The sequence below is a fragment of the Pseudomonas sp. D3-27 genome (assembly GCF_051132165.1).
Taxonomy (GTDB): Bacteria; Pseudomonadota; Gammaproteobacteria; order Pseudomonadales; family Pseudomonadaceae; genus Aquipseudomonas.
Genome location: NZ_CP071667.1, coordinates 1,372,419 through 1,387,291, shown reverse-complemented (window position 1 = coordinate 1,387,291; position 14,873 = coordinate 1,372,419). Strand labels below are relative to the sequence as shown.

Genomic DNA, 14,873 nt, shown 5'->3' with positions numbered 1-14,873 from the left:
GGAGCAAGCTCCCTCGCCACGGGTATAGCGTCTTCACTCTACAACCGATCCAACGCCTCCCCACTGCGCTTGAACCATTCAATCAAATAATCAGCCAGCACCTGGGTACGCTTGGGCAACCCACCCTGATAAGGATGCACCAGGTACATCGGCATGCGCCGGGTCTGGAAATCGCGCAACAGCCAACGCAGGCGTCCGTCCGCCAGCTCTTCATGGAGCAAATACGATGGCAAACGGGCGATACCCGCGTCGGCCAAGGCGGCTTTTTTCAACAGGCTGTAATGGTTACTGGCGAACGGCCCGGACACTCGCACCCGCAACAATTCGTGCTGCTGGTGATACAGCCACTCTTCCCGACCACTGTAGTGGCTGTTGAGCAGGCACTTGTGCTCCACCAAGGCGTGGGGGGACTCGGGTTCGCCGTAGCGTTCCAGGTAGGCCGGGCTGGCGCAGGTCATTTCATGCCAGGCCAGCAACGGTCGAGCCACCAACCGCTCATCGACCGCCGCATCCGAACGAATCGCCAAATCGAAGCCATCGCGGGTTAAATCGCGGTAACCATTGTTGAGCTCCAGCTCAATCTGCACGTCGGGATAGGCACAGGCAAATTCCGTAAGCAATCCCTCGAAGAACGTTTCGCCCAACGAAACCGGAACCGTCATGCGCACCGGCCCGGAAATTTCGCCCTTCAAGCGCGCCAACGCCTGACGCGCCCTTTCCACCTGGACCAACAATGCCTGGGCCTGGGGCAACAGCGCAGCGCCCGCCGCCGTCAGGCTAAGGCGTCGTGTCGTGCGCTGGAGCAGCAGCACCGAAAACCGCTCTTCCAACAGACTGATGCGCTTGGACAGTTGCCCCTTGCTGCACCCCAACTGCTGCGCCGCCAAGGTGAAACTCCCAGCCTCCACCAGCACGGCGAACGCTGCGAGGTCATCTATCTCGCTCACTGGATTGTTTCCAATTGAAAACCAAAGGTTTCCTATTAGCACGATTATCCCGAAGAAAATCCAGCCTAAACTGCAACCTCGTTCAAACCAATGAGGAACAGCCCATGAAAATCCTGTTGATCGGCGCCAACGGCACCATCGGTTCGGCCATCGATAATGAATTATCGCCCCGCCACGAAATCGTACGCATCGGCCGCCATAGCGGTGACGTACAAGTCGATATCAGCGACAGCGCCTCGATCCGCGCCCTGTTTGAAAAGACCGGCCGCTTCGACGCGCTGATCTGTGCCGCGGGCAATGTCACCTTCGCTCCTCTGGGCGACATGACCGAAGACAGCTTTGCCCTAGGCCTGAAGGACAAACTGATGGGCCAGGTCAATCTGCTGCTGATCGGCCGCGAGTTCGCCAACGACGGTGCATCCTTTACCTTCACCACTGGCGTACTTAGCCACGACCCCATCAAGAGCGGCGCTTCGGCGGCACTGGTGAACGGCGCCCTCGACAGTTTCGTGCGCGCGGCGGCAATCGAATTGCCGCGCGGGCTACGGGTCAATTCGGTAAGCCCGAACGTGCTTCTGGAAGCCATGGACAAATATGCGCCGTACTTCCGTGGCTATAAGCCCGTTCCTGCGGCGGAAGTGGCGTTGGCCTACGCGAAGAGTGTCGAAGGCCTGCAAACCGGCCAGACCTTTCACGTGGGCTGACCCCTTGTGATAGAGGGACAGTCTGAGTAACGTGGCGGCACTTGTCTGGAGACCCAATGATGCGTGCCGCTCGTTCCCTGCTGTTTGTCGCCCTCCTCCCGCTTTTCGCCGGCTGCCAGCTGCTCGAAGCCCCGCGCCAGAGCGCGCCCCATGCGGGGCAAACACGTATGCAAGGCGAACTGACAGCCGCGGACGGCAAGTTGATGTTCCAGCCGTGCCAGGAACAGCGCCGCTACATGGTCAATGACGCCGGCGGCACCAGCGTCCTGCAACAAGCCGCCACCCTGGCGGATGATAGCGGCAAGTTGTTCGCCGACCTGCGCGGCCGCATCGTTTCCAGCGCATCGGCCGGCGCCGACAGCCAGCTGGACGTTGGCCAGCTCTATCGCCTGGAACCTTCGGGGACCGCGTGCGGCGACGCAGACTTCAAGCGCGTGATTCTGCGTGCAACGGGCCACAGCCCTGAATGGACCCTCACGGCCAGCGGCAAGGGCCTGGTGCTGGATCGGGTAGGTCAGCCGCCACTGGCGGTGCCCTATGTCGAGGAGCAATTGGGCGATGGCAGGTTCAACCTCGGTACCGAAGCCAATGGCCAGAAAGTCGAGCTATGGGTCACCCCGGCTCGCTGTGTCGACAGCGCCAGCGGCAGCGTGCAACACATGAGCGCCGAATTGCGGGTCAACGGCCAGGTCCAGCGCGGATGTGCCTATTTCGGTGGCGCACGGGACGACTGACTTGTCGCCAGTCTGTTTTAACCTCACGGGTAGCAGGGAATGCAGCTTATAATCGCCGGTTTGAAGCACGCCCTGGCGCAGTTGTGCGCCCCGCGAACCGGATCCTGTCATGTTACGAATCACCGAACTCAAGCTGCCGATCGACCATCCCGAAGAAGACCTGCGTCCCGCCATCGTGCAACGCCTGGGCATCGCCAGCGATGACCTGCTCGACTTCACCTTGTTCAAGCGCAGCTATGACGCACGCAAGAAATCTTCCGAACTGTGCTTCATTTACACCATCGACCTGACGGTGCGCGATGAAGCCAGCGTGCTGCGCAAGTTCGCCGATGACCGTAACGTCAACGAAGCGCCGGACGTCAGCTACAAAGTGGTTGGCCAGGCGCCGGCCGACCTGGGCGAACGGCCGATCGTGGTCGGCTTCGGCCCGTGCGGCATTTTCGCCGCCATGTTGCTCGCGCAGATGGGCTTCAAGCCGATCATCCTCGAGCGCGGCCCGGAGGTGCGCCAGCGCACCAAGGACACATGGGGCCTGTGGCGCAAAAGCGTGCTCAACCCTGAATCCAACGTGCAATTCGGCGAGGGCGGTGCGGGGACATTCTCCGACGGCAAGCTCTACAGCCAGATCAAGGACCCTAAATTCCTTGGGCGCAAGGTCCTGCACGAGTTCGTCAAGGCCGGGGCGCCCGAAGAAATCCTCTACGTCAGCAAGCCACACATCGGTACGTTCCGCCTGACAGGCGTCGTGGAAAACATGCGTGAGCAGATTCGCGCGCTGGGCGGCGAAGTGCGCTTCGGGCAGCGAGTCACCGATGTGCTGATCGAAGACGGCCAATTGGTCGGTGTCGAGTTGGCCAGCGGTGAACAGATCCATTCCAAACACGTGATCCTTGCCCTGGGCCACAGCGCCCGGGACACGTTCCGCATGCTCCACAGCCGTGGCGTGTACATGGAAGCGAAGCCGTTTTCGGTGGGTTTCCGCATCGAACACCCGCAATCACTGATCGACAGTGCACGCCTGGGCAAGTACGCCGGCCATCCGAAGCTCGGCGCGGCCGACTACAAACTGGTGCACCACGCCAAGAACGGCCGTTCGGTGTACAGCTTCTGCATGTGCCCGGGCGGTACAGTGGTGGCGGCGACTTCCGAGCCGAACCGGGTCGTGACCAACGGCATGAGCCAGTATTCACGTAACGAGCGCAACGCCAACTCCGGCATCGTTGTCGGCATTACCCCGGAAGTGGATTACCCGGGGGGCCCGCTGGCGGGAATCGAGTTGCAGGAGCGTCTGGAGTCCCACGCCTTCGTACTTGGCGGCAGCAACTATGAGGCCCCCGCGCAACTGGTGGGCGATTTCATCGCCGGCAAGCCTTCGACGGCGCTGGGCAGCGTTGAACCGTCCTACAAACCGGGGGTTGCCTTGGGCGACCTGGCCCTGGCCCTGCCGGATTTCGCCATCGAAGCCATTCGTGAAGCGTTACCGGCGTTCGAGAAACAGATCCGTGGCTATTCGCTGCACGATGCAGTGCTCACCGGCATCGAGACGCGCACCTCGTCACCGCTGCGCATCACGCGAAACGAAACGCTGCAAAGCCTGAATGTGAAGGGCTTGTTCCCCGCAGGTGAAGGCGCCGGTTACGCAGGCGGCATCCTGTCGGCGGGCGTGGATGGAATCCGGATTGCCGAGGCGGTGGCGCGGGATATGCTCGGCCTCGAGGCCTGACATTCATCCCGGTGTGTGAGCGAGCTTGCTCGCGGTGGCGGTGGATCAGCCAGCATTTGTGTTGAATGTTGATCCGCTATCGCGAACAGGCTCGCTCCCACAAGGGATCTCAGCGTGTTCAAGAACTCAGATGTTAGCCCGCAACACACTCTCCGGCAGCGCTTCTCCGCGTTCCGCACACGCAGCCACCGCATCGATCAACCCACTCAACTCATACCCCTGCTGCTTGAGCCACGCCGGATCATAATAAGTCGTGGCATAACGCTCCCCGCCGTCGCAAAGAATGGCCACGATCGACCCTGACTCACCAGCATCCACCATCCCCTTCGCGGCGATCAGCGCGCCGATCAGGTTGGTACCGCTGGACCCACCTACCCTTCGCCCCAACCGCTGGGCCAGGTAATGCATGGCCGCGAGAGACAAGGCGTCCGGGACCTTGACCATCGCATCGATGACCGTGGGCAGGAACGACGCTTCGACCCGTGGTCGGCCGATGCCTTCGATCCGCGAGCCGCAATCCAGGCGCAGGCTGGCGTCGCCGCTGCGGTAGTAATCGAAGAATACCGAGCGCTCGGCGTCGGCACACAGCACACGGGTACAGTGCTGGCGGTAACGCACATAACGTCCCAGGGTGGCGGTCGTGCCACCGGTTCCGGGGCTGGAAATCAGCCAGGTCGGTTCCGGATGCTGCTCAAAACGCATCTGCTGGAAGATCGACTCGGCGATGTTGTTGTTGGCGCGCCAGTCCGTAGCGCGCTCGGCGTAGGTGAATTGGTCGATGAAATGGCCGTCATGCTCACGCGCCAGGCGTTCGGACTCGGCGTAGATCTGCGTAGGATCATCCACCAAATGGCTCTGGCCGCCATAAAAGGCGATCTGTGCGATTTTTTCCCGAGAGGTCGTCGCCGGCATCACCGCAATGAATGGCAGGCCCAGCAACCGGGCGAAGTAGGCCTCGGAAATTGCCGTCGATCCGCTGGAGGCTTCGATCACCGGCGCCCCCGGCTTGAGCCAGCCGTTGCACAACGCATAGAGGAAAAGCGAACGAGCCAATCGATGCTTGAGGCTCCCAGTGGGATGGCTGGACTCATCCTTGAAGTACAGCTCAATGCCCGGCAACCCCGGCAACGGCAGTGGGATCAAGTGCGTATCGGCGCTGCGCTGGAAGTCCGCCTCGATGATACGGATGGCTTCACGCGCCCACTGGCGGTGGTCGTTCATGGTGTTTTCTCGCTGGATCGGTACGACGCAGGCAGACCGATAGCCACGGGGCACGATCTGGTTCGGAAATACGAGACGCAAGCTTAGGAAAAAACCGACATCGCGCACAGGTACAGCTAAGGTCCAATATGCCCGTCAACTGCCCGACGGCAATACAGGCGCTGTAACAGCATATAACAAAAAAGAATATAACTTTTGTTTTAACAACTAAGGGTACGGGTTAGGGTGTCCCTATCTTTGGATCCGATGAATGGAGAGCAGTCTTGGCTCTACGTAGCTCTATGACACGTTTTTTCCAACTGGAAGCGGCAAGCGGTCTTCTGTTGATCGCGGCCGCTGTGCTGGCCCTGGTGATCAACAATTCGCCGCTGGACTGGCTTTATAACGGCTTGCTGGAGACTCCGGTGGTGGCTCAGGTCGGCGCCTTGCAGATCGCCAAGCCCTTGCTGCTGTGGATCAACGACGGCCTGATGGCTATGTTCTTCCTGCTCATCGGCCTTGAGGTCAAGCGGGAGGTCCTCGACGGGCAATTGTCCAAACCATCGCAGATTGTCCTGCCGGGCGCTGCGGCCGTCGGCGGCATGCTGGTGCCGGCGCTCATCTACTGGTTCCTCAACCGCGACAACCCAGCCGCACTGGCCGGCTGGGCGATCCCGACGGCCACCGATATTGCCTTCGCCCTGGGCGTGCTGGCCTTGCTGGGCAAGCGAGTGCCGGTGTCGCTCAAGCTGTTCCTGATGACGCTGGCGATCATTGATGACCTGGGCGCCATTATCATCATTGCGATCTTCTACTCTGGCGACCTGTCGACCCTGTCATTGAGGCTGGCTGCGGCCTGCATCGCGGCATTGGTGGCAATGAACCGCATGGGCGTGGTCAAACTCGGCCCCTACATGGTGGTCGGGCTGATTCTGTGGGTTTGCGTGCTCAAGAGCGGTGTCCATGCCACCCTGGCGGGTGTCACCCTGGCCTTCTGCATTCCACTGCGCACGAAAAACGCTGAAACGTCGCCATTACTGACCCTCGAACATGCGCTTCATCCCTGGGTGGCGTATGGCATCCTGCCGCTGTTCGCCTTCGCCAACGCGGGTCTGTCGTTGAGCGGCGTCACCGTCGAAAGTTTTACTCACCACGTGCCGATGGGCATCGCGGTCGGGCTGTTGCTGGGCAAGGCAGTCGGTGTGTTCGGCCTGACCTGGCTCGCGGTGAAAGTCGGCATTGCCAGCCTTCCCGCCGGGGCGAACTGGGGGCAGATACTGGGGGTGGCGATTCTCTGCGGGATCGGTTTCACGATGAGCCTGTTCGTGGGTTCCCTGGCGTTCGCACCGGGTGCAAGTGAGTATGCAGGAATGGACCGGATGGGGATTCTTACCGGGTCGATCCTGGCGGCGGTAATTGGGTATGGGGTTACGGCGATGGCTAGTCGCAAGCCCGTTTCGCAGCATTCATGACGTGTTGAGCGGGCCGTACAGCGGGGCACTCATCCAGCGTTTTCATAGCTGAACCAGCGCCTATCGCGAGCAAGCTCGCTCCCACGGTTTTTTCGGCGGACGCACCATTCGGTGTATACCCCGATCCACTGTGGGAGCGAGCTTGCTCGCGAAGAGGCCAGTTCATTCAACGTTATCAGCGGCGTTCGCGATCAAAGCCACTTAGTGGGAAACGCGACTGGTTCCACCGACAGTAGAAATCCGCACCCGCTCGCCCACGCGGAACACTTCATTCTCCTGAACCTGTTGAACATAGGCACGCATGCTGCCGTCGTCTTCACGAACCGTGATTTCAACACCCTGGGTACGGGTCAGGCCTTCTTCAGTGGCCGAACCGATCAAGCCGCCAGCCACCGCGCCGATTACGGCGGCAACGATGCTGCCACGGCCACCACCGATCGCGCTGCCACCCACGCCGCCTACTACAGCACCCGCCGCACCGCCGATAGGCGTCTTGGTGCCTTCGATCTTGACCGGACGCAGGGATTCAATAGTGCCCATGCGAATCGTCTGAACGCGACGCGCTTCGTCACGGGAGTAGGAGTCACCGGTCAGGCTCGACTGACAGCCAGTGAGCAACATCGCCATCGTGGAAAAGGAAGCAACCAGCAAAACAGACTTACGCATAGCATCAAACTCCAAAAGACAGGGATCCATTAAACTCCCCGGCTTGACACCTGTCACGGCCTCGCCAGGATAAAATTGTTTTCATTCAGGTGGGATACAGCCGCACCCGAGAAAATTCATCAAACATCAGCGCCAGATTCAGTCAGCAGCGTTACCGCTCCAAGGACTCTCCATGGATTACTTCATCATAGTCGCTACCACCCTAGCCGGCCTGTACTTCCACTGGTGGCTGTACGTACGCATCAAACGCTGGATGGACCGAGACCTGGCGCTGTCATTGGCGGGGCAGGATGAACCGAAAAAACACTACATGCTGCAACAACTGGCTCGCGCCCGCGAACAAGGCGTCAAGCGACGGGACCTGCCGCAATGGCTCCAGGCGGCAGCGGCAGGTTACCCCATCAAGGCGCCAGGCGCTCGCGAGTCCAATCCGCCTCTTGCAGGCGGTAGTTGAGACGATCATGCAGGCGACTGGGGCGCCCCTGCCAGAACTCGATGCGCTCGGGCAGCAAGCGGTAGCCGCCCCAGTGCTCGGGACAATGGGGTTGGCTGGCGCTGAAACGCTGCTCAGTGGCCTTGAGCAAGTCTTCCAGCTCGCCGCGCCCGGCAATCACCCGGCTCTGGGGTGAGGCCCAGGCACCAAGGCGGCTGCCCAGCGGTCGGACCTGATAATAGGCGTCCGACTCCTGCGCAGTGACTTTCACTACCTTGCCTTCGATACGCACCTGACGCTCCAGTGTCGGCCAGAAAAACGTCATGGCCGCGTACGGATTCGCAGCCAGTTGCTGGCCTTTGGCGCTGTCGTAGTTGGTGAAGAAAGTAAAGCCCTGGGCATCCAGGCCCTTCAGTAGCAGGATCCGGCAATGAGGCCGGCCGTCAGCGTCCACTGTTGCCAGGGTCATGGCATTGGCTTCCACCGGAGCCTGTTCGGTTTTCACCGCGTCGGCGAACCATTGGTGGAACAACGCGAACGGCTCGGCCGGGGCTTGCGCCTCGGTCAGGCCATCGCGGGTGTAGTCACGGCGCATATCAGCCAGCGCTTGGGTCATGGCGCGTTCCTTGTGATCAGCCAATCACTGTTTTTTGGAGGAGTCGGCGGCAGCAACTTTTTTTCCGTCAGCCGCGGCCTTGGCCGGTTCAGGTTTTTTCGCCGGAGTCGCCTTCTTGGCCGGGGCTTTTTTTGCCGGGGCCTTTGCAGGAGCCTTCTTGGCTGCGGCTTTCTTGGTTGCCGGCGCGGCGGATTTTTTCGCCGCCGGGGCCGGGGCAGGTGCCGCGGGCTTGACGTCCTGGGCAGCCACCATGGTCACCGGCGCAGGGGTCGGCATGTTGTACTTGCTCAACAACGCGACCATGGTATTGGCGGGCGTGACCAGCAATTCGACACGACGGTTCAAAGCCCGACCCTCGACGCTATCGTTGGCCGCACGTGGCGCCACCGAGCCCATCCCGCGCAGCATCAGGCGATCACGCTGCAAGCCACTGAGCCGGAAGATCGCCGCGACGGATTGGGCGCGTTCCTGGCTGAGCTTCAGATTCGCCGGCGCCGCGCCCGACGTATCGGCGTGACCGAGGATCAGCACCGCGGTTTTCGGATCGGCCTCTAGAATCTTGGCGACGCGAGTGAACGGGCCGAGTGTCACCGGCAGCAGCATGGCCGGACGGTCCGGGTTGAACGAGCCGTCCACGGGAGCGGTAACCACCAGCACATTATCGCGGCGCTCCAGCTCAAGCTTGCTGTCCTTGATGGCGGTACGCAGCTTTGGCTCATAGTCGTCGAGCCAGGCCTGAGTGACTTTCGGGTCGGGCATCGGCACTGCCTTCGCGGTCTCCTGCTCTTTGCCGCCGAACGGCCACCACCACTTGCCACTGCTCTCGGCTTGGGCCTTGGCGACGGTAGCCGGCGCCTTGGTTTCAGGCTTGGCGACAGGTTTCGCTTCTTCTTTCTTGGCGACATCGGCGCCATCGTCGGAGGAGAACGGCCACCACCAATGCGTGGCCCCCTCTGCCTTGGCTTGCGGCGCCACGGCGGCGGGTTTCAGGGGAGCCGGCGGGACCGGCTCCTTGGCCGCGACCTTGTCGGAGGACCCGAACGGCCACCAGCCACCGCCGCCCTCGGCATCATTTTGTGGGTTTTGTGCGCAACCGGTGATAGCGAAGCACAGCGCCAGAGCGAGGGTTTTGTTCGATGACATTGGATATCCACAAAATGATCTGAAGTAAAAAACGAAGGCCATGTTCCGGCCGCATAAACAGTCGCTTGGAAAGCGAAAACAACACCTTGTTCCTTTACCCACTACCGCCAATGGCGTTTTATAGACAAGTGGCAAGCACCCGTGCAAGGTTCTGGGCACGTGGGTCCATCAAGACATAGGGCCCGAGGGTATTGGTCACGAACCCGAACGCAACGTCATGCTCAGGATCGGCGAAACCGATGGAGCCCCCGGCTCCGGGATGACCAAACGCCCGCGGCCCCAGGCCGTAGGTCGCATTGGCCACATCCGGTTGATCCAGCATGCAACCCAGGCCGAAACGGGTCTGGGTCAACAATGTCTTGTCCTCGCCGAAACTGTGCTGGCGAGTCAGTTCGTCGAGCATTTCACCTTCCAGCAAGCTTCCGTCCAGCAGGCCGGCGTAGAACCCGGCGAGACTGCGGGCGTTGCCGTGACCGTTGGCAGCCGGTTGCTGCATCCGCCGCCATTCCGGCTTGTTGGTGCTGGTCATGATCGATGGAGGGTTGGTGAAGGCCCGGGTGGTCATGGCCGTCGGTTCGCGCATCGTGACCTGCAACAGACGCTGGGCCGCTGCGTCGCCAACGTTGCCTTTGCCGCGGGCAATATGCGCCACGCGATGAAACTCTTCGTCGGCCAGGCCAACGTGGAAATCCAGTCCCAGGGGTTTGGCAACCCGGGCCACGATGGACTCGCCTGGCCCACGGCCATCGACCCTGCGCAACAATTCGCCCACCAACCAGCCGTACGTGATCGCGGCATAGCCGTGGCCCTCGCCCGGGGTCCACCAAGGCGTCTCGGCAGCCAGTGCATCGACCATGGTCTGCCAATCGTAAAGTGCCGCGGGGGCCATCAACTCCCTCAATGCGGGAAGTCCGGCCTGATGGCAGAGCAACTGGCGCAGGGTGACGGATTGCTTGCCCGCCGCCGCAAACTCAGGCCAATAGCGAGCGACCGGCGCGTCCAGTTGCAACTTGCCTTCGGCGACCAATTGCAAGGCGGCAACGGCGGTGAATGTCTTGGTGCAAGAAAACAGATTGGCGATGGTGTCGCAGTGCCAAGCCTCATGGCCATCCTTGTCGGCTGTGCCGGCCCAGAGGTCGACGACCGTGCGGCCCCCAACCTGGATGCACAACGCCGCGCCGCGCTCCTGCGGATCGTCGAACAGTGCCGCGAACGCTTCACGCACTGCTTCGAACTGAAGTTCGTAATGGCCTTGAATTTGCACCCGCAACTCCTTTGAAACACACGCTTTTTTTCAGCTGGCTGGCATTGTTTCAGTCATTGATGTTTTTGTGAACCTTCGCGAGACGGCTGGTTAAGCGCAGTCTTGTGTGGCGAGGGAGCAAGCCCCCTCGCCACACAAGACCGTCAGGAAATCTCCCGCCGAAACGGTGGCAGCGCGTTGAGGATGGCCTTGCCATAACGTTGGGTCACCAGCCTGCGGTCGAGCAAAGTGATGGTGCCGCGGTCTTCCTCGGTGCGCAGCAAGCGACCGCAGGCCTGGACAAGTTTTAGCGAGGCGTCCGGCACGGAGATTTCCATGAACGGATTGCCACCCCGGGCTTCGATCCATTCGGCCAGCGCGGCTTCAACCGGGTCGTCCGGGACCGAAAACGGTATCTTTGCGATCACCACGTGCTCGCAATAGGCGCCGGGCAAGTCGACGCCTTCGGCAAAACTTGCCAGGCCGAACAGTACGCTGGAGTCGCCGCCATCGACCCGCGCCTTGTGTTTGTTCAGGGTCTCCTGCTTCGACAGATTGCCCTGGATGAACACTTGCTTGCGCCAGTCACGGTCGAGACCGTCGAACACGTCCTGCATCTGCTTGCGTGAGGAAAAAAGCACGAGGGTGCCACGGGAACCTTCCACCAGGTCCGGCAAGTCACGGATGATCGCCGCGGTGTGGGCCGCGGCGTCCCGTGGGTCGGCCTTGAGGTCGGGGACTCGCAACACGCCGGCGTCGGCATGGTGGAATGGGCTCGGGACCACGGCCGTCACGGCGATTTTCGGCAAGCCGGCGCGCATACGGAAACGGTCGAACGTACCCAGGGCGGTCAGCGTGGCGGACGTCACCAGCGCGCCGTAGGCAACGTTCCACAGGTTGCGCCGCAGCATGTCCGCCGCCAGGATCGGGCTGGCATTGACCTCGATGTCGAACAGCGAACCGCTCTCGGCCAGGGTCAACCAGCGCGCCATCGGTGGGTTGTCTTCCGGGTCTTCGGTGGTGAAAGCCGTCCACAGCTCCCAATTGCCTTGCGAGCGGGACAGCAGGCTGCCGAACAGCGGATACCATTCCTCGGCCTGGTTGCTGGCGATCCCGATGTTCACCTCGCCATCCATGCCTTCCTTGAGCAAGTCGGTCAGGCGCGTGAACAAATCCGTCAGGCGCGCGAAGCCCTTCTTGAGCTCGATGCCCATCTCGCGCATATGCTCGGGGATGATCCCGCCGACAAACCGATGGCGAGGCCGCTCGCGGCCCTCTACATCTTCGCCTGGCTTGAAATCAGCCACCTGTTCGCATGCGGTGAACATGAACTGCTGGTTCGTCTTGATCTCACGCGCGAGCTCGGGCACCTGTTCGATGAATTTGCCCAGGTCACCCGGCAGTGGGTGCTGAGCCAACAGCTTGGTCAGGTTCTTCGCCGTGGTTTCCAGCCAGTCGGCGGTGGAGCGCAGCCGCGTGTAATGGGCGAAATGGCCGATGGCCTTGTCCGGCAGATGATGGCCTTCGTCGAACACGTAGATGGTGTCGCGCGGGTCCGGCAACACCGCACCACCGCCCAGGGCCAGGTCGGCCAGGACCATGTCGTGGTTGGTGACGATCACGTCGACCTTGCCCATGCCTTCGCGCGCCTTGTAGAAAGCACACTGGCCGAAGTTAGGGCAGTGACGATTGGTGCACTGGCTGTGATCCGTGGTCAGGCGCGACCAGTCGGCGTCTTCCAGGGCCGTTGACCAGCTGTCGCGGTCACCGTCCCACTTATTGCCGGCCAGTTTTTCAATCATGCTGGTAAACAGCTTCTGGCTCGCCTCGTCGACTTCGATCTTGAAGCCTTCCTCTTCGAACAACTGCGCGGTGGCGGTCTGGGCGTGGCCTTCCTGCAGCAACATGTCGAGCTTGGACAGGCACATATAGCGCCCGCGGCCCTTGGCCAGGGCGAAGGTAAAATTCAGCCCGCTGTTGCGCATCAGGTCGGGCAGGTCCTTGTAGACGATCTGCTCCTGCAGGGCGACGGTGGCTGTGGCGATCACCAGCCGCTTGCCGGCAGCCTTGGCGCTCGGAATCGCCGCCAGGCTGTAGGCCACGGTCTTGCCGGTACCGGTGCCGGCCTCGACCGCCACGACGGCCGGCTCGCCACTGCGCCGTCCTTCGTCATCGGTGTCGATGTCGCCCAGGACTTTTGCCACTTCGGCAATCATCAGGCGCTGGCCATATCGCGGCTTGAGGCTCTTGGCTTCGAGAAAACGCGAGTAGGCGCCCTGGATCGTGGTTTTGAGTTCGGTGCTGATCATGAATGTCGGGCGCAAAAAACGCTGGATAAATTTTCAGTGGTTCGGATCGGCGGCTATCATACCCCGCTAATGAATCTCGCGCAGAACGGAGTGACCCAATGACACCCTTTGCCCTCGTCTACACCCTGCATTTACTGGCGGCCCTGATCTGGGTCGGCGGCATGTTTTTCGCCTGGATGATCCTGCGTCCCGCCGCAATGACGGCGCTTGAAGGCCCCGCCCGGCTAAAACTATGGGTAGAAGTGTTTCAGCGTTTTTTTGTCTGGGTCTGGGTGGCGGTGGTGCTTTTGCCGATCAGCGGCGTGGGCCTGATCCACCTGCGCTTCACCGGCTTCGAAACCGCGCCACGTTATGTGCAGGTGATGATGGGGCTGTATATCGTGATGACGGCACTGTTCATCCGCATTCAGGGCCTGCAACTGCCTGCATTGCGCACCGCCGTGACGGCCCAAGACTGGCCGACTGGCGCAGCGATGCTGGGCAAGATACGCCGCTTGGTGGGCATCAATCTGTTGATCGGGTTGCTGGTGGTGGCGATAGGCGCGGCGCGGCCGATGTTTTGATATCGCATCAAACCCAGTGGGAACTCGCTCCCTCTGGGTCATGAATGTTATTCAGAACCGCTGCACCGTCACCGCGCCCGCCGTTCCGGCAGGCCCTGGCTGGCCATCGGCGCCTGGCCGGCCGCTCTTGCCACCGTCGGCGGTATAGACCAGGCATCCCTTGGCCTTGCCGCCTGCTCCGGGTTTGCCACCGTGCCCAGGTTTGCCGCCGGCGCCGCCGTCCACCGTGACCTTTATCTGTTCATCGGGGTAGGCGCGAGGCAACTCGAGCCGCACCAGCGCACCGGCCGCGCCCGGCTGGCCGTCGCCGCCATTGCTGCCGTCGGCGCCGCGACCGGCCGAACCCCAGGTACACCCCGGAGCTTGTCCGTTGGCGCCGTCGAGCCCCACATAACCTGGCGCACCGCTGCCGCCACGGGCATCGACTGACAGTAGCGGTGCGTTCAGCGCATTGAAGCGCAGGTTGAGATTGCGCCCCGGCCGCGCCGCCTTCGTGTAGGTTCCCGGCGCGCCGCGAGCCGTGATCTGGCTGCCTTCGTCCAGTTCGGCCTGGGCCACCTTCATCTCCAATGCCTGTTGCGCCGGCACGATCGCAATGCGTGCCTCGCGCCCCAGGTGCAGCTCTGCGATGGACAGTTGCGTGACGTTCGAAGGCACCAACAGCGTGCCGTAATCGGCCACATCCAAGCGCTCCAGGGCCAGCACGCTGGTGGTGTTCGGCAGGCGCATCAAGGAATTGCTTTCGACCTGAACCACTTGGGCACAGGCCAACGGGCACACGAATGCCGCGAGTAGACACAATTTACGCATGGGAAGCCTCTGGCGCGGTCGGAAGGGTTTGCAAGTGGAAGATGCCGAACAGCAGCACTCGGAGGCGATCACGGCCCGGAGCGGGACGCCCGCGAAACTGTGCCCTGAACAACAACAGCTCAAGCAAATGGACCGCCAGCAACAGCGCCCCGGCGAGATTGACCAAGACATGCAGCGGGTGGACAAACGGCAAGAGCAGGTTGACCAGCACCACCAGCCAGAACAGCAGGGTCAACAAGCGCCCCAGCCCCCAAAACACCTTCATACGCCCCCCATTCGAAATTATTCTTTGCGTGAACAGTAACGGCTC

The 14,873-nt window shown here is 61.7% G+C and carries 15 protein-coding genes; 6 read left to right on the top strand and 9 right to left on the bottom strand.

Annotated elements, in window-relative coordinates; genetic code table 11:
* Nucleotides 1–38: 38 nt before the first annotated feature.
* The gene (locus J3P92_RS06555; RefSeq protein WP_434562640.1) at nt 39–947 is read right to left on the bottom strand and encodes a LysR family transcriptional regulator; all 909 of its coding nucleotides are present in this window, start codon (nt 945–947) and stop codon (nt 39–41) included.
* Nucleotides 948–1,051: 104 nt separating this feature from the next.
* On the opposite strand from J3P92_RS06555, the gene J3P92_RS06550 reads away from it, so the two are divergent.
* From J3P92_RS06550 to J3P92_RS06540, 3 genes are all read left to right on the top strand, one after another.
* Nucleotides 1,052–1,651, top strand: a complete 600-nt coding sequence (locus tag J3P92_RS06550; protein WP_434650142.1) for a short chain dehydrogenase — start codon at nt 1,052–1,054, stop codon at nt 1,649–1,651.
* Nucleotides 1,652–1,710: 59 nt separating this feature from the next.
* Nucleotides 1,711–2,385: a COG3650 family protein gene (locus J3P92_RS06545; protein WP_434564084.1), complete on the top strand. Its 675-nt coding sequence runs from the start codon at nt 1,711–1,713 to the stop codon at nt 2,383–2,385.
* A 109-nt stretch (nt 2,386–2,494) separates the two neighbouring features.
* Nucleotides 2,495–4,108, top strand: coding sequence for an NAD(P)/FAD-dependent oxidoreductase (locus tag J3P92_RS06540; protein WP_434562636.1), 1,614 nt, complete (start codon nt 2,495–2,497; stop codon nt 4,106–4,108).
* Between the two features lie 126 nt (nt 4,109–4,234).
* Here J3P92_RS06540 and J3P92_RS06535 read toward each other — a convergent pair whose 3' ends face one another.
* Nucleotides 4,235–5,329, bottom strand: coding sequence for a PLP-dependent cysteine synthase family protein (locus tag J3P92_RS06535; protein ID WP_434609933.1), 1,095 nt, complete (start codon nt 5,327–5,329; stop codon nt 4,235–4,237).
* Between the two features lie 263 nt (nt 5,330–5,592).
* Here J3P92_RS06535 and nhaA point away from each other — a divergent pair, with 263 nt between their 5' ends.
* The gene (gene nhaA / locus J3P92_RS06530; protein WP_434650141.1) at nt 5,593–6,780 is read left to right on the top strand and encodes a Na+/H+ antiporter NhaA; all 1,188 of its coding nucleotides are present in this window, start codon (nt 5,593–5,595) and stop codon (nt 6,778–6,780) included.
* Nucleotides 6,781–6,981: 201 nt separating this feature from the next.
* Here nhaA and J3P92_RS06525 read toward each other — a convergent pair whose 3' ends face one another.
* The gene (locus J3P92_RS06525) at nt 6,982–7,446 is read right to left on the bottom strand and encodes a glycine zipper 2TM domain-containing protein (protein ID WP_024776354.1); all 465 of its coding nucleotides are present in this window, start codon (nt 7,444–7,446) and stop codon (nt 6,982–6,984) included.
* Nucleotides 7,447–7,618: 172 nt separating this feature from the next.
* Between J3P92_RS06525 and J3P92_RS06520 the strand changes: the two genes are divergently transcribed.
* Nucleotides 7,619–7,900, top strand: coding sequence for a hypothetical protein (locus tag J3P92_RS06520; RefSeq protein WP_420764324.1), 282 nt, complete (start codon nt 7,619–7,621; stop codon nt 7,898–7,900).
* Here the strand turns inward: J3P92_RS06520 and pdxH are convergent.
* The 4 genes from pdxH to dinG all read right to left on the bottom strand — a co-directional run bounded on the left by pdxH (nt 7,848) and on the right by dinG (nt 13,190).
* A complete protein-coding gene (gene pdxH, locus J3P92_RS06515) occupies nt 7,848–8,495 on the bottom strand; it encodes a pyridoxamine 5'-phosphate oxidase (protein WP_434650140.1) in 648 nt (215 codons plus the stop codon). The genes J3P92_RS06520 and pdxH overlap by 53 nt on opposite strands.
* Before the next feature lie 24 nt (nt 8,496–8,519).
* Nucleotides 8,520–9,638: an OmpA family protein gene (locus J3P92_RS06510; RefSeq protein ID WP_420764322.1), complete on the bottom strand. Its 1,119-nt coding sequence runs from the start codon at nt 9,636–9,638 to the stop codon at nt 8,520–8,522.
* 118 nt (nt 9,639–9,756) lie between these two features.
* Nucleotides 9,757–10,902, bottom strand: a complete 1,146-nt coding sequence (locus J3P92_RS06505) for a serine hydrolase domain-containing protein (RefSeq protein ID WP_434609925.1) — start codon at nt 10,900–10,902, stop codon at nt 9,757–9,759.
* A 143-nt stretch (nt 10,903–11,045) separates the two neighbouring features.
* Nucleotides 11,046–13,190 (bottom strand): ATP-dependent DNA helicase DinG, encoded by a 2,145-nt coding sequence (gene dinG / locus J3P92_RS06500; RefSeq protein ID WP_420764320.1) that lies wholly within the window; start codon nt 13,188–13,190, stop codon nt 11,046–11,048.
* A 98-nt stretch (nt 13,191–13,288) separates the two neighbouring features.
* Here dinG and J3P92_RS06495 point away from each other — a divergent pair, with 98 nt between their 5' ends.
* Nucleotides 13,289–13,753 (top strand): CopD family protein, encoded by a 465-nt coding sequence (locus J3P92_RS06495; protein ID WP_420764319.1) that lies wholly within the window; start codon nt 13,289–13,291, stop codon nt 13,751–13,753.
* Nucleotides 13,754–13,804: 51 nt separating this feature from the next.
* Here J3P92_RS06495 and J3P92_RS06490 read toward each other — a convergent pair whose 3' ends face one another.
* Together J3P92_RS06490 and J3P92_RS06485 are read right to left on the bottom strand one after the other, a co-directional pair.
* Nucleotides 13,805–14,563 carry a collagen-like protein gene (locus tag J3P92_RS06490; RefSeq protein WP_420764318.1) on the bottom strand — a complete coding sequence of 253 codons (759 nt, stop codon included), beginning with the start codon at nt 14,561–14,563 and terminating at the stop codon, nt 13,805–13,807.
* Entirely contained in the window at nt 14,556–14,828 is a 273-nt protein-coding gene (locus tag J3P92_RS06485; RefSeq protein ID WP_420764317.1) for a DUF1145 domain-containing protein, read from the bottom strand. The genes J3P92_RS06490 and J3P92_RS06485 overlap by 8 nt, the downstream gene beginning before the upstream one ends.
* Between the last annotated feature and the right edge of the window lie 45 nt (nt 14,829–14,873).

What these genes read in the sequence shown, in the direction of transcription:
- J3P92_RS06550 (WP_434650142.1), top strand. Translation starts at nt 1,052, where the DNA reads ATGAAAATCCTGTTGATCGGCGCCAACGGCACCATCGGTTCGGCCATC.
- J3P92_RS06545 (WP_434564084.1), top strand. Translation starts at nt 1,711, where the DNA reads ATGCGTGCCGCTCGTTCCCTGCTGTTTGTCGCCCTCCTCCCGCTTTTC.
- J3P92_RS06540 (WP_434562636.1), top strand. Translation starts at nt 2,495, where the DNA reads ATGTTACGAATCACCGAACTCAAGCTGCCGATCGACCATCCCGAAGAA.
- J3P92_RS06535 (WP_434609933.1), bottom strand. Translation starts at nt 5,329, where the DNA reads ATGAACGACCACCGCCAGTGGGCGCGTGAAGCCATCCGTATCATCGAG.
- J3P92_RS06525 (WP_024776354.1), bottom strand. Translation starts at nt 7,446, where the DNA reads ATGCGTAAGTCTGTTTTGCTGGTTGCTTCCTTTTCCACGATGGCGATG.
- J3P92_RS06520 (WP_420764324.1), top strand. Translation starts at nt 7,619, where the DNA reads ATGGATTACTTCATCATAGTCGCTACCACCCTAGCCGGCCTGTACTTC.
- pdxH (WP_434650140.1), bottom strand. Translation starts at nt 8,495, where the DNA reads ATGACCCAAGCGCTGGCTGATATGCGCCGTGACTACACCCGCGATGGC.
- J3P92_RS06510 (WP_420764322.1), bottom strand. Translation starts at nt 9,638, where the DNA reads ATGTCATCGAACAAAACCCTCGCTCTGGCGCTGTGCTTCGCTATCACC.
- dinG (WP_420764320.1), bottom strand. Translation starts at nt 13,190, where the DNA reads ATGATCAGCACCGAACTCAAAACCACGATCCAGGGCGCCTACTCGCGT.
- J3P92_RS06495 (WP_420764319.1), top strand. Translation starts at nt 13,289, where the DNA reads ATGACACCCTTTGCCCTCGTCTACACCCTGCATTTACTGGCGGCCCTG.
- J3P92_RS06490 (WP_420764318.1), bottom strand. Translation starts at nt 14,563, where the DNA reads ATGCGTAAATTGTGTCTACTCGCGGCATTCGTGTGCCCGTTGGCCTGT.
- J3P92_RS06485 (WP_420764317.1), bottom strand. Translation starts at nt 14,828, where the DNA reads ATGAAGGTGTTTTGGGGGCTGGGGCGCTTGTTGACCCTGCTGTTCTGG.